The organism is Cupriavidus basilensis (genome assembly GCF_000832305.1).
Lineage (GTDB): Bacteria > Pseudomonadota > Gammaproteobacteria > Burkholderiales > Burkholderiaceae > Cupriavidus > Cupriavidus basilensis_F.
Map to the genome: position 1 here is coordinate 4,213,679 of NZ_CP010536.1, position 13,642 is coordinate 4,227,320.

Annotated in this window: 8 protein-coding genes; 4 read left to right on the top strand and 4 right to left on the bottom strand. The window is 65.6% G+C overall.

Annotated elements, in window-relative coordinates:
* Positions 1-8: 8 nt before the first annotated feature.
* From gspD to gspF, 3 genes are read left to right on the top strand one after another with little or no spacing between them, the layout of a single operon-like run.
* Entirely contained in the window at positions 9-2,438 is a 2,430-nt protein-coding gene (gene gspD, locus RR42_RS19520; RefSeq protein ID WP_043350434.1) for a type II secretion system secretin GspD, read from the top strand.
* A 35-nt stretch (positions 2,439-2,473) separates the two neighbouring features.
* Complete coding sequence (gspE, locus tag RR42_RS19525) at positions 2,474-3,994, top strand: type II secretion system ATPase GspE (protein ID WP_419188889.1); 1,521 nt, start codon at positions 2,474-2,476, stop codon at positions 3,992-3,994.
* A gap of 16 nt (positions 3,995-4,010) precedes the next feature.
* Complete coding sequence (gspF, locus tag RR42_RS19530; protein WP_043350441.1) at positions 4,011-5,228, top strand: type II secretion system inner membrane protein GspF; 1,218 nt, start codon at positions 4,011-4,013, stop codon at positions 5,226-5,228.
* A gap of 78 nt (positions 5,229-5,306) precedes the next feature.
* Here gspF and RR42_RS19535 read toward each other — a convergent pair whose 3' ends face one another.
* A complete protein-coding gene (locus RR42_RS19535) occupies positions 5,307-7,208 on the bottom strand; it encodes an NYN domain-containing protein (protein WP_043350444.1) in 1,902 nt (633 codons plus the stop codon).
* Between the two features lie 327 nt (positions 7,209-7,535).
* Between RR42_RS19535 and RR42_RS19540 the strand changes: the two genes are divergently transcribed.
* The gene (locus RR42_RS19540) at positions 7,536-11,129 is read left to right on the top strand and encodes an indolepyruvate ferredoxin oxidoreductase family protein (protein WP_043350447.1); all 3,594 of its coding nucleotides are present in this window, start codon (positions 7,536-7,538) and stop codon (positions 11,127-11,129) included.
* Positions 11,130-11,301: 172 nt separating this feature from the next.
* Here the strand turns inward: RR42_RS19540 and RR42_RS39775 are convergent, their stop codons facing one another.
* The 3 genes from RR42_RS39775 to RR42_RS19550 form a co-directional block, all read right to left on the bottom strand.
* Positions 11,302-11,754: a hypothetical protein gene (locus tag RR42_RS39775; RefSeq protein ID WP_144409858.1), complete on the bottom strand. Its 453-nt coding sequence runs from the start codon at positions 11,752-11,754 to the stop codon at positions 11,302-11,304.
* Positions 11,742-12,701, bottom strand: a complete 960-nt coding sequence (locus tag RR42_RS37805) for a hypothetical protein (RefSeq protein WP_158408291.1) — start codon at positions 12,699-12,701, stop codon at positions 11,742-11,744. Before RR42_RS37805 ends, RR42_RS39775 begins: the two co-directional genes overlap by 13 nt.
* A 116-nt stretch (positions 12,702-12,817) precedes the next feature.
* Positions 12,818-13,516 carry a hypothetical protein gene (locus RR42_RS19550; RefSeq protein WP_043350450.1) on the bottom strand — a complete coding sequence of 233 codons (699 nt, stop codon included), beginning with the start codon at positions 13,514-13,516 and terminating at the stop codon, positions 12,818-12,820.
* Positions 13,517-13,642 lie beyond the last annotated feature (126 nt).

A 13,642-nucleotide genomic window follows, 5' to 3' on the forward strand; every position in this document is an offset into this window, starting at 1 on the left:
AACCGAATATGAAAACCCAAGCCCTTCGACCTTCGCTCAAGACCCGCTGCGCCCGCGCCACCGCGCTGCTATGCGGCCTCTCCCTGCTGGCACCCGCGCCGCTGTGGGCCCAGCAACCGAGCCAGCCGGCGGCCCAGCCAGGCCAGCCGCCCGATCTGACCCCGCGCAACCGCGACCAGGTCGTGCTCAACTTCGTCAATGCCGACCTGGAATCGGTGGTGAAGGCGGTGGGGCAGGCGACCGGCAAGAACTTCGTCATCGACCCGCGCGTGAAAGGCTCGGTGAACCTGGTGACCGAGCAGCCGGTGTCGCGCTCGCAGGCGCTGGAAACGCTGGGCTCGGTGCTGCGCATGCAAGGCTATGCGATGGTCGAGAGCAACGGCTTCACCAAGGTAGTGCCGGAAGCCGACGCCAAGCTGCAGGGCTCGCCTATCGTGGTCGGCGGCGGCAGGTCTCGCGGCGACCAGGTGGTGACCCAGGTGTTCCGCCTCAACTATGAGTCGGCCAACAACCTGGTGCCGGTGCTGCGCCCGATGATCGCGCCGAACAACACCATCACCGCCTACCCGGCCAACAACACGCTGGTCATTACCGACTATGCCGAGAATCTGCAGCGCCTGGGCCGCATCATCGCTGCCATCGACGCGCCGGCCTCGGGCGAGGTCGAGCTCGTGCCGCTCAAGAATGCCATCGCCAGCGATACCGCGCTGGTGCTGCAAAAACTGCTGGACCCGGGTTCCGCCGGCGCTGCTGGCGGGGCGGTGGCAGGCGCCGACGCCAGCCTGCGCACCTCGGTGGTGGCGGAGCCGCGCAGCAATTCGCTGATGATCCGTGCCTCCAGCCGGGCACGGCTGCAGCAAGCGCGCCAGTTGATCGAGAAGCTCGACCAGCCCTATGCGCGCCCCGGCAATATCTGGGTGGTGCCCCTGAAGAACGCGGAAGCCACCAAGCTGGCGCAGACGCTGCGCGCCATCGTCGCGGCCGACAGCTCCTTCAACACCAGCCAGTCCGGCACGCAAGGCGCAACCGGTGCGGCAGGCGTGGCCGGCGGCACAGGCCTGCTCAACACCTCGACGCCCAATACCGGCCAATACACGGGTGGCAGCACCGGCAGCTCGCGCAGCGGCTCGGGATCCGGTGGCGGCAGCTCGGCCTTCGCGAACTCGTTCGCCACCAACACGTTGCCGACCACCGGCGGCATCATCCAGGCCGACCCGGCCACCAACTCGCTGATCATCACGGCCAGCGAGCCGGTCTACCGCAACCTGCGCGCGGTGATCGAAGATCTGGACGCCCGCCGCGCGCAGGTCTATATCGAGTCGATGATCGTGGAAGTCTCTTCCACCCAGACCGGCCAGCTGGGCATCCAGTGGCAGGGCCTGCTCAACTCGCGCAACAGCAACACCAACGTCTTTGCCGGTACCAACTTCGGTACGGGCGGACAGAACATCATCAACCTGACGGGCGCTGCCGCCGCGATCAACGCGAACGGCTCCGCCGCCATTCCGTCCGTCTCGGGCCTGGTGCCCGACCTGGCCGGCCTGAACCTGGGCATCGTCAACCGGGCGATGGGCCTGGGCGCGCTGCTGCACGCGCTGGGCGCCGACGGCAGCGTCAACCTGCTGTCCACGCCCAACCTGATCACGCTGGAGAACGAGGAAGCCAAGATCCTGATCGGGCAGAATATCCCGGTCACCACCGGCTCCTACGCGCAGACCGGCAGTTCAGCGTCGGTCACGCCATTCCAGACCTTCGACCGCAAGGACGTCGGCATCACGCTGCGGGTCAAGCCGCAGATCACCGATGGCGGCCTGGTGAAGATGCAGATCTACCAGGAATCGTCATCCGTGGTGCAGGGCACTGCTGCCCTGACCCAGGGCCCGACCACCAATGTGCGCTCGATCGAGACCAACGTGCTGGTGGACGACGGCCAGATCATCGTGCTGGGCGGCCTGATCGAGGACACTTACGGCGACGGCGTGCAGAAGGTGCCGGGGCTGGGCGACCTGCCATGGATCGGCGGGCTGTTCCGCTACGAAAACAAGAACCGCGGCAAGACCAACCTGCTGGTGTTCCTGCGCCCGTACGTGATGCGCACCGCCGGCGCCACCGATCGCCTGACGCAGGACCGCTACGACTATATGCGCGGCCTGCAGCAGGGCTTCGCCTCGCCCAATATCATGGTGCGCGACGGCAATACGCCGATCCTGCCGCCGGCGGACGCGCCCATGGCACCGTTCGTCGACCCGCGCTCGCGCGGGCCGGTGCCGGGTCCGCTGCCGCTGGAGCAGACGCTGCCGCAATCGCAGCAGCAGCAGCAGCAGCAGCAGCAGCAAAGGCAGCCGCAAGCCCAGGCGCCCGCGGCCAACGGCACGCCGCTGCCGCCGGGCGTCAATCTCGGCAACGCCACGGTGGACGCCGTGCGCCCGGTGAACTGAGACTCGCCATGGCCACAAGCATCGCCCCCGCCGCCATGCCCGACGAGCCGCTCGAGCCACTGGACCCGCCGTCGACCATCGCCGCGCGCCTCGTCACCTACGGCTTCGCGCGCGAGGCCCGCCTGCTGATCGCGCACCAGCACGCCGACGGCCTGGAGGTGTGGGTCAGCCGCGCCACCTCGCCCGCAGCGCTGGCCGAAGTGGCGCGCGTGCACGGGCCGCTGCGCCTGCGCGTGCTGGAGCCCGAGGCGCTGGAGCTCGCCATGTCCGAGGCCTACAACCGCCAGGACAGCGGCAGCGCCGCGCAGGTGGTTGGCGAGGTCGAGGGCGAAGTCGACCTGTCGCGGCTGATGCAGGACATTCCCGCCGTGGAAGACCTGCTGGAGTCCGAGGACGACGCCCCCATCATCCGCATGATCAACGCGCTGCTCACCCAGGCCGCGCGCGAAGGCGCCTCCGATATCCACATCGAGCCGTTCGAGTCATCCTCGGTAGTGCGCTTTCGCGTGGACGGCACGCTGCGCGACGTGGTGCGCCCGAAGAAGGCGCTGCACGGCGCGCTGATCTCGCGCATCAAGATCATGGCGCAGCTCGACATCGCGGAAAAACGCCTGCCGCAGGACGGCCGCATCACGCTGCGCGTGGGCGGGCGTCCCGTGGACGTGCGCGTCTCCACGCTGCCCACCGGCCACGGCGAGCGCGCGGTGCTGCGCCTGCTCGACAAGGAGGCCGGCCGCCTCGATCTCGCCAAGCTCGGCATGGCGCCGGGCACGCTGGGCGGCTTCGATCACCTGATCCGCCAGCCGCACGGCATCGTGCTGGTGACCGGGCCGACCGGCTCGGGCAAAACCACCACGCTGTACGCCGCGCTGTCGCGGCTCGATGCGCGCACCACCAACATCATGACGGTGGAAGACCCGATCGAGTACGACCTCGACGGCATTGGCCAGACCCAGGTCAACCCGCGCATCGACATGACTTTCGGCAAGGCGCTGCGGGCCATCCTGCGCCAGGATCCGGACGTGGTGATGATCGGCGAAATCCGCGACCTGGAAACCGCGCAGATCGCGGTGCAAGCCTCGCTGACGGGCCACCTGGTGCTGGCCACGCTGCACACCAATGACTCGGCTTCGGCGGTGACGCGGCTGGTCGACATGGGCATCGAGCCCTTCCTGCTGTCCTCGTCGCTGCTCGGCGTGCTGGCGCAGCGGCTGGTACGCCGGCTGTGCCAGCACTGCAAGCGCGAGGAAGTGATCGAAGTCACACCCGACGAAGCCGACGTGCTGCTGGCGCAAGGCAAACCGCTGCAACGCGTGTGGCATGCGGTGGGCTGCGACAAATGCGGCCACTCGGGCTACCAGGGGCGCATGGGCGTATACGAGCTGCTCAGCGTGGATGACGAAATCCGCACGATGATCCACCGCCAGTCGGCCGAATCCGAGATCAAGAAGGTGGCCCTGGAGCGCGGCATGCACACCATGCGCCGCGATGCGCAGCGCTGGATCGACTCGGGCGCGACCGCGCTGGAAGAAGTCTTGCGCGTCACGCGCGACTAAGGGCGAGCCCGCAGACATGCCAGCCTATCGTTACGAGGCCGTCGACGCCGCCGGCAAGACCGATCGCGGCGTCATCGAAGCCGACAGCCCCAAGCAGGCCCGCGGCCAGTTACGCGCGCGCGGCCTGACACCGCTCAATGTGGATCCGCTGGCAGGCGTCGGCGGCGTGCAGAAAAGCAGCACCGCTGCCTTCGTGCGCCGGCTCTCCACGCAAGAGCAGGCGCTGTTCACGCGCCAGCTCGCCAGCCTGATCGTGGCTGGCCTGCCACTGGACGAAGCACTGGCGGCGCTGGCCGACCAGGCCGAGCGCAGCTATGTGCACGAGCTGCTGGCCGGCATCCGTGCGGATGTCGTCGGCGGCAGCTCGCTATCGGTGGCGCTGTTGCACCATCCGCGCGATTTTCCGGATATCTACCGCGCGCTGGTTTCAGCCGGCGAGCACTCGGGCCACCTCGGCCTGGTGCTGGAAAAGCTGGCGGACTATATCGAGACGCGCAATTCGCTCACCGCCAAGATCCGGCTGGCCTTTACCTACCCCGCCATCGTCACCGTGGTGGCGTTCGCCATCGTGATCTTCCTGCTGTCCTATGTGGTGCCGCAGGTGGTGAGCGTCTTCGCCAACACCAAGCAGAAGCTGCCGACGCTGACCATCATCATGCTGGCGCTGTCGGATTTCGTGCGCAACTGGTGGTGGGCCGCGCTGGCGTTCATCGTGGCGGTGAGCCTGGGCATACGCAGCCTGCTGCGCCAGCCCGGTGTGCGCCTGGAATGGCACCGCTGGCTGCTGACCGCGCCGCTGGTCGGCAAGCTGATCCGGGGCTATAACACCGCACGCTTCGCCAGCACGCTCGCCATCCTGGTTTCCGCTGGCGTGCCCATCCTGCGCAGCCTGCAGGCAGCCGGGGAAACACTGACCAACGAAGCGCTCAAGGCCAATGTGGATGACGCCACCACGCGGGTGCGCGAAGGCGCCTCGCTGGCGCGCGCACTGGCCGCGCAGAACCAGTTTCCTTCCGTGCTGGTGCATTTGATACGCTCCGGCGAAGCCACCGGCAACCTGCCGATCATGCTGGAGCGCGCGGCGCAGGGCGAAGGCGCGGAGCTGGAGCGCCGCACGCTGTTCCTCACCAGCCTGCTCGAGCCGCTGCTGATCCTCAGCATGGGCGTGGTGGTGCTGCTGATCGTGCTGGCGGTGCTGATGCCGATCATCGAGATCAACCAGCTGGTACGCTAATCATGCGGCTGGCGGCACAAGCTGCTGAAATGCAAAACGGCGCCTTGCGGCGCCGTTTTACGTTCTGGCGAGTGTGGCTTATTCAGCAGCCTTCGCCGTCTTCTTCGGTGCGCGCTTGGCCGGCGCGGCGGCGGCTGCCTTCTTGGCTGCAGGCGCAGCCTTTTTGGCGGGAGCGGCGGCCTTCTTGGCCGGCGCAGCAGCCTTCTTGGCGGCTACAGCGGTCTTTTTGGCTGGTGCTTCCGCTTTCTTGGCGGGTGCGTCTGCCTTTTTGGCAGGTGCGGCAGCCTTCTTGGCGGGTGCAGCCGTCTTTTTCGCACGGGCCGGGGCCTTGGCTTTCGCCTTGACCTCAACCACGGGCTCGACCGGCTCGGCAACCTCGACCACCTCGGCGATTTCCACAACCGGAGCGGCTTCGACGACCTCGGCAACCTCGACCGCTTCCACGACCGGCGCCACCTCGACAATCTCGATGACTTCGACGGCTTCGACGACCGCCGCCACCACGGTGGACGACGGTGCCACAAAGATCGAGCTGTCGATCGGCCACGGAATCTCGCTCAGCGTGACCTCGGGCTTGGGCGGCTTGCGGCGGCGGCCACCGTTCGATTCGCCGTTTTCGCCAGCATCGGCGTCGTCCCGCTCGTCCTCGGACTCGGCGCCGTTGTAAGCCTGCTCCACGCGCTCCAGCACGTCCATCGGATCGACCACGAACGACGGGGCGGTTTCGCTGACGGGAGCGGGGGCGGGAGCTGCAAATTCGGGCACCGGCGCGGGCTGCACAGGCAGTGCGGCCTGCTGCGCACGCTCCGGCCGCGAGCCTTGTTGCTGCGGGAAAGGCTGGCGATCGCCACCACGCCGCTTGTTGCGGCGATTCTCGCGCCGCTCGCGGTTGTCACGGTTCTCGCGGTTCTCAGCCTGAGGGCTTTCTGCCTGGGCGTTCTCGCCCTGGCGGTTCTCGCCCTGGCGGTTCTCGCCCTGGCGGTTCTCGCCCTGACGGTTCTCGCCCTGACGGTTCTCGGGCTGACGATTCTCGCCCTGGCGGCTCTCGCCCTGGCGGCTCTCGCCCTGGCGGTTCTCGGGCTGGCGATTTTCGCCCTGGCGGTTCTCGGGCTGGCGGTTCTCGGGCTGGCGGTTCTCGGGCTGGCGATTCTCGCCCTGGCGGTTCTCGGGCTGGCGCTCGTCGCCTTGGCGGGGCTCGCCTTCGCCAGACTTCGAACGGCGCTTCAGGCGCACCCACAGCGTCTTGTTGTTGTTGCCGTTGCGGGTCTCGACTTCGAACAGGCCCGTCGCAGCTACCAGCTCGGAGAGCTTGCCGTAGCCGTAGTTGCGCGAGTCGAACTCGGGTGCCTGCTTGGCGATGTGGTTGCCCATGCCGCCGAGCGTGGCCCAGCCGTCTTCGTCGGAGACCGCTTGCGAGGCGCTTTGCAGCAGGCGCACCAGGCGCGAATCCTGTCGCAGCTCGCCGCTGTTGCGCTTGCGCGCGGGCGCGGCGGCGCCGTCGGCTTCCGTATCGGTGTCGGTGTCGGCGTCGCTGCGCAGCACGTCGGCAAAGATGAACTTGTCGCAGGCCGTGACGAAGGGCTTGGGCGTCTTGCGTTCGCCAAAGCCGTACACGGTCAGGCCCTGCTCGCGGATGCGCGAGGCCAGGCGGGTGAAATCGCTGTCGCTGGAGACGATGCAGAAGCCGTCGAAGCGGCCCGTGTACAGCAGGTCCATCGCGTCGATGATCATCGCGCTGTCGGTGGCGTTCTTGCCGACCGTGTAGCGGAACTGCTGGATCGGCTGGATGGAGTGCGACAGCAGGCGCTCCTTCCAGCCAGCCAGGTTGGGCTTGGTCCAGTCGCCGTAGATGCGCTTGACGGCGGCTACGCCGTACTTGGCGACTTCGGCCAGCAGGCCTTCGACGATGGCGGGCGCCGCATTGTCGGCGTCGATCAGCACAGCCAGGGTCGCGGTGCCCTGGCGGGAGGAAATAGTCATGTTGGGTCCTGGAGGCCGGTCGGCCTCGGATGGGGCGGGTTGCACCGGGGCACAATCCCTGAAGATATGGCGCACGGTCCGCATCTGCCCGTTTGTTGCGTAAACCTGTTTGCAACGCAGTGTACACGCGAAGCGTGTCCATTCGGGAAAGCACGCCTGTGGCGGGCGCGCTTTTTGCTGCGTCGCAAGGTGCCGCCCCCTTGGGGGCGGTGCTACCATGCGGCAACGAGACACGGCCGTTCTCCGCCTTCACAAGAGGCGGCGCGCGGTCACCCACAACTGAAGTGAGTCGGTGATCCCGACTGCATGTCCCATAGAGGAGCACCTATGAATGCCCCCCTGACCCCTCCGGTCAGCGACGCCATCCGCCGCGCGCTCGCAAACGTTTCCCTGGAAGACAAATACACGCTGGAGCGTGGCCGCGTTTATATCAGCGGCACGCAGGCGCTGGTACGCCTGCCGATGCTGCAGCGCGAGCGCGACCGCGCCGCCGGCCTGAACACGGCCGGCTTTATCTCTGGCTACCGCGGCTCGCCGCTAGGCGCGCTGGACCAGTCGCTATGGAAGGCCAAGCAGCATCTGGCCGCGCACGACATCGTGTTCCAGGCGGGATTGAATGAAGACCTGGCTGCCACCTCGGTATGGGGCTCGCAGCAGGTGAACATGTATCCGGACGCCAGGTTCGAAGGCGTGTTCGGCATGTGGTACGGCAAGGGCCCGGGCGTGGACCGCACGAGCGACGTCTTCAAGCACGCCAACTCGGCCGGCTCCTCCAGGCACGGCGGCGTGCTGGTGCTGGCGGGCGACGACCACGCCGCCAAATCGTCCACGCTGGCGCACCAGTCCGAGCACATCTTCAAGGCCTGCGGCCTGCCGGTGCTCTATCCCTCGAACGTGCAGGAGTATCTCGACTACGGCTTGCATGCCTGGGCCATGAGCCGCTACTCCGGCCTGTGGGTGTCGATGAAATGCGTGACCGATGTGGTGGAGTCATCGGCATCGGTGGAGCTGGATCCGCATCGCGTGGAGATCGTGCTGCCGCAGGATTTCATCCTGCCGCCGGGCGGCCTGAACATCCGCTGGCCCGATCCGCCGCTGGAACAGGAAGCGCGCCTGCTCGACTACAAGTGGTACGCCGGCCTGGCCTATGTGCGCGCCAACAAGATCGACCGCATCGAGATCGATTCGCCGCATGCGCGCTTCGGCATCATGACCGGCGGCAAGGCTTATCTCGACACGCGCCAGGCGCTGGCCAACCTGGGCCTGGACGATGAGACCTGCGCACGCATCGGCATCCGCCTGTACAAGGTGGGCTGCGTGTGGCCGCTGGAAGCGCACGGCGCGCGCGCCTTTGCCGAAGGCCTGCAGGAAATCCTGGTGGTCGAAGAAAAGCGCCAGATCATGGAGTACGCGCTCAAGGAAGAGCTCTACAACTGGCGCGACGACGTGCGCCCCAAGGTCTACGGCAAGTTCGACGAAAAAGACAACGCAGGCGGCGAATGGTCGATCCCGCAGAGCAACTGGCTGCTGCCGGCGCACTATGAACTGTCGCCCGCCATCATTGCCCGCGCCATCGCCACGCGGCTCGACAAGTTCGAGTTGCCCGCCGACGTGCGCGCGCGCATCGCCGCGCGCATCGCGGTGATCGAGGCCAAGGAAAAAGCCATGGCCGTGCCGCGCGTGGCGGCCGAGCGCAAGCCCTGGTTCTGTTCGGGCTGCCCGCACAACACCTCCACCAACGTGCCCGAAGGCTCGCGCGCGCTGGCCGGCATCGGCTGCCACTACATGACGGTGTGGATGGACCGCAGCACCAGCACCTTCAGCCAGATGGGCGGCGAAGGCGTGGCATGGATCGGGCAGGCGCCCTTCGCCGGCGACAAGCATGTGTTCGCCAACCTGGGCGACGGCACCTATTTCCACTCCGGCCTGCTGGCGATTCGCGCATCGATCGCGGCAGGCGTCAACATCACCTACAAGATCCTCTACAACGACGCAGTCGCCATGACCGGCGGCCAGCCGATCGACGGCAAGCTGTCGGTGCAGGACGTGGCCAACCAGGTTGCGGCCGAGGGCGCCAGGAAAATCGTCGTCGTCACCGACGAGCCGGAGAAATACAGCGCCGCCATCAAGCTGCCGCAAGGCGTGGAAGTGCACCACCGCGACGAGCTCGACAGGATCCAGCGCGAGCTGCGCGAGGTGCCCGGCGCCACCATCCTGATCTACGACCAGACCTGCGCCACCGAAAAGCGCCGGCGCCGCAAGCGCGGCACCTACCCCGATCCGGCCAAGCGCGCCTTCATCAACGACGCGGTCTGCGAAGGCTGCGGCGACTGCTCGGTGAAGTCGAACTGCCTGTCGGTGGAGCCACTGGAAACGGAGCTTGGCACCAAGCGGCAGATCAACCAGTCGTCCTGCAACAAGGACTTCTCGTGCGTCAACGGCTTCTGCCCGAGCTTCGTCACGGCCGAAGGCGCGCAGGTGAAGAAGCCCGAGCGCCACGGCGTGTCGATGGACAACCTGCCCGCCTTGCCGCAACCGGCGCTGCCCGGCCTTGAGCATCCCTACGGCGTGCTGGTCACGGGCGTGGGCGGCACCGGCGTGGTCACCATCGGCGGCCTGCTCGGCATGGCCGCGCACCTGGAAAACAAGGGCGTAACCGTGCTCGACATGGCCGGCCTGGCGCAAAAGGGCGGCGCGGTGCTCTCGCACGTGCAGATTGCCGCGCACCCGGACCAGCTCCACGCCACCCGCATCGCCATGGGCGAAGCGGACCTGGTGATTGGCTGCGACGCCATCGTCAGCGCCATCGACGATGTCATCTCCAAGACCCAGGTAGGACGCACGCGCGCCATCGTCAACACGGCACAGACGCCCACCGCCGAGTTCATCAAGAATCCCAAGTGGCAGTTCCCCGGCCTGTCGGCGGAACAGGATGTGCGCAATGCCGTGGGCGAGGCATGCGACTTCATCAACGCCAGCGGCCTGGCCGTGGCGCTGATCGGCGACGCCATCTTCACCAACCCGCTGGTGCTGGGCTACGCCTGGCAAAAGGGCTGGCTGCCGCTATCGCTGGACGCGCTGGTGCGCGCCATCGAGCTCAACGGCACGGCGGTGGAAAAAAACAAGGCCGCCTTCGACTGGGGCCGCCACATGGCGCACGACCCGGAGCATGTGCTGTCGCTCACCGGCAAGCTGCGCAACACCGCCGAAGGCGCGGAAGTGGTCAAGCTGCCCACCTCCTCCGGCGCCCTGCTGGAAAAGCTGATCGCGCACCGCGCCGAGCACCTGACTGCTTATCAGGATGCCGCTTACGCGCAAACCTTCCGCGACACGGTGAGCCGTGTGCGCGCGGCGGAAAGCGCACTGGTTGGCAATGGCAAGCCGCTGCCGCTGACCGAAGCGGCGGCACGCAACCTGTCCAAGCTGATGGCCTACAAGGACGAGTATGAAGTCGCGCGCCTTTATACCGATCCGATCTTCCTCGACAAGCTGCGCAACCAGTTCGAAGGCGAGCCCGGGCGCGACTACCAGCTCAATTTCTGGCTGGCGCCACCGCTGATGGCCAAGCGCGACGAGAAGGGGCATCTTGTGAAGCGCCGCTTCGGTCCCTCCACCATGAAGCTCTTCGGCGTGCTGGCCAAGCTCAAAGGCCTGCGCGGCGGCGTGTTCGATGTGTTCGGCAAGACCGCCGAGCGCCGCACCGAGCGCGCCCTGATCGGCGAGTATCGTGCGTTGCTGGAGGAGCTGACGCGTGGTTTGAGCGCAGCCAATCACGCGACCGCGATCACCCTGGCCAGCCTGCCCGACGACATTCGCGGCTTCGGGCACGTCAAGGACGACAACCTGGCGAAGGTGCGTACGCGCTGGACGGCGCTGCTTGAGCAGTTCCGGCATCCGGAGACGGCGCAGCGGGTGGCTTGAGTTTTAGCTTGAACGGAGCGCCGCCGCGAAGGGGCGCTCCGGTTGCGGACGGACCCCACATTTCTCTGAAATGTGGGGTTTTTTTGTTTCCGGCGTGGCTGCTGGCGTCACGATTTCGCCCAGGCTGGCAGTTGAGTCCAACCAAATGGCGGCAGAGGACTTGTGTTCCGTTTTACCTCACCATTGGCTGCGGCCCTGGGCAGCAGCCATGTGGGCAGCGCGGTTCTGTAATTTCAATGGATGCCCGGTTAAGATCCGGCCGTATCCATGGCCCCGCAATGTCTAAACGGTAGCCTTTTACAACAGACTCTTCTATGTCCGTTGGTTCGATGCCGAGTGCCAGCAGCAGCGAAGTGAGGCTCTGCCGACGTTGCTCGGCGAGCCCTGCGGAGACTCCCGCCTTCTCATTGCGGTTGACTGTGATGTGATACTTGCCGCCATTTGGCAGCCAGATTCTTAAGCGCGCCCGCCAGTCCGCCAGTCGCAAGACTTCATTCGCGGAGAGTGTAGGCTTCTCGTCATCGAAGACCGGTGAATACCCGAGAAAGCCCAGACTACAAGCGACGGCGGGGACAGACCAGACAAACCAAATTATGAAAAACAACGCCCTTCTCAAGGTTTCCATACAGGGAAATCTCCCCTCCAATTTGGGATGTCAAGAACGTAGCTCGCTATGTTATTGGCCATTGCAATGCACAACTCATTTCCCTCTTTTGCCCTATTCTGAGAATTAAAAACAGAACTCCAGTCATCTCTTGCATCCATCGCACCTGGGAAATGGGATATTTCGTGAACGAGCACCAGAAGCATCGAATCCTTGTTTATTGGTATCCCGTCCAAGGTATTGATCTCAGCCTCTAGATAGCAGAATGGCATGTTAATGAAAATAGTATAACTACCGTCCGGCTTACAGACTGATGCGGCGTTCGGAATCTCCCCATCCTTCGCCCGCGGCACGCACCCAACCCGCGCAAGCCCTTCCATCGTACAGCGCTCATAGTTCCCACCGGTCAGCCCGCGCATGATCTCCCGCATCCGGGTCAACCCATCACGCAATGTCTCGCGCGTATCGTCCCTTGCATTGCCAAACCAAAGCCTGACCTTGTCCTGATCCGCCCGATTCCACCGGTCCAGTTCGACCAGACGGTCAGCCAGCAGCCGCACAGCCTTGTCGCGCAGCCGGTTCATCGTGGCGTGGAACTCCGCGTTGCTCATGTTCTGGCAGATCAGCGTGGGATCGTTTTCAGACGTTTCCCTGGGCACCCCCGCCACCAGTTTGTTCGATGCCTCCACCGGCGCGGCGGCAGCGCTATCCGCCGGCAAATGCGTGTGACCGCCACGGGTCACCTCAATGGTGAAGGTGTTCTGCGAGGCAATGACAATCGGCTTGACGGCACATTTGCAGTTGACGCGGGCGCCTTCCACCAGGATCTGCTTGTCCGTCAGGCTGAACGCGGGGTAGCAGTCATTGGTGACGGTGCCACCGCTCTTGCACACCGGGCAGGTGGCAAAGTCCCCTTCGACGCCAACCCGCGCGCCGTCGTGCGTCATCTCCCCGGTGCCCATCAGCATGCCGTTGTTACTGGTGCGATCCCCATCGCGAAGCGCACATCGCAAATGCATCATAAGAAGACCTCTCTGATGGCGTGTTCTTGCTGAAACTCGATAACCGGCCTGAAGCCAACCTTTCAGGCAACCGCCTTGCGATCCGGCTTGTCGAAGAAAACCTCGATGGGCACGAAGTGCCATTGCGCGGCTTCGGGGTCGTAGAGGGCGACCTGGTTGATCTGCGCGCCCACGCAGACCGTTTCCGGCATGCGCTGTATGGCCAGCGCCACCGCCTGATGCCGTTGCTGTTCCGTCCACGTTTCGATCAGGCTATGCGAATCCGCGTGCGCGAACAGCCCGGCGTGTTCGCGCAGGCGTTCGTACCTGGCAATGCCTTGCTGGTCGATCTCGAGTTCGATGGCATCGTGCTGCGCTGGCGGGATCTCGTCGGTCTGCACCATGCAAACGCTGGCGAGCGCCCCTTTGCGCCGGACCACGATCCGGCCGTCGCTTGCAGCCCAGCCGCAGTGCAGGTTGATATGGAGCTTTCCGCCGCTGTCCCGGATCAAGGTCCGGGGATCGAATACCGCCGCATGCACGACGTGATATGGCTTGCCCGGGCTAGACACGAACGCCGCGTTCAGCAGTGCGTCAAAGGGCGAGATATGGACGGCCAGTGCCGAGCCGGCATCGGCATTGCCCTCCTCCACGAACTCGCATGAGGCGTTGCACCAGTCCGGCTGGCCTTCGCCTGGCGCGTAGTTGATCAGCACGAACAGCGCTGGCCGGGTGTGCAGAACGTGCCCGCATGGGCGAAAGGGCGTGTTGGGCAGCGCCATATCAGTGCACCTCCTATAGGTTACATTCGGGGTGCCTCAATCTATACCCAACATGGAGCGATAAAAGAGTAGGAAATTTCTGCTTTTGCTTGGGGATTGCGCGAAGGCAGGGGTAAAGACACTGCT

Bases quoted from the DNA above. Each gene is read 5' to 3' on its own strand.
- gspE (WP_419188889.1), top strand. From the start codon at position 2,474: ATGCCCGACGAGCCGCTCGAGCCACTGGACCCGCCGTCGACCATCGCC.
- gspF (WP_043350441.1), top strand. From the start codon at position 4,011: ATGCCAGCCTATCGTTACGAGGCCGTCGACGCCGCCGGCAAGACCGAT.
- RR42_RS19535 (WP_043350444.1), bottom strand. From the start codon at position 7,208: ATGACTATTTCCTCCCGCCAGGGCACCGCGACCCTGGCTGTGCTGATC.
- RR42_RS39775 (WP_144409858.1), bottom strand. From the start codon at position 11,754: ATGGAAACCTTGAGAAGGGCGTTGTTTTTCATAATTTGGTTTGTCTGG.
- gspD (WP_043350434.1), top strand. From the start codon at position 9: ATGAAAACCCAAGCCCTTCGACCTTCGCTCAAGACCCGCTGCGCCCGC.
- RR42_RS19550 (WP_043350450.1), bottom strand. From the start codon at position 13,516: ATGGCGCTGCCCAACACGCCCTTTCGCCCATGCGGGCACGTTCTGCAC.
- RR42_RS37805 (WP_158408291.1), bottom strand. From the start codon at position 12,701: ATGCTGATGGGCACCGGGGAGATGACGCACGACGGCGCGCGGGTTGGC.
- RR42_RS19540 (WP_043350447.1), top strand. From the start codon at position 7,536: ATGAATGCCCCCCTGACCCCTCCGGTCAGCGACGCCATCCGCCGCGCG.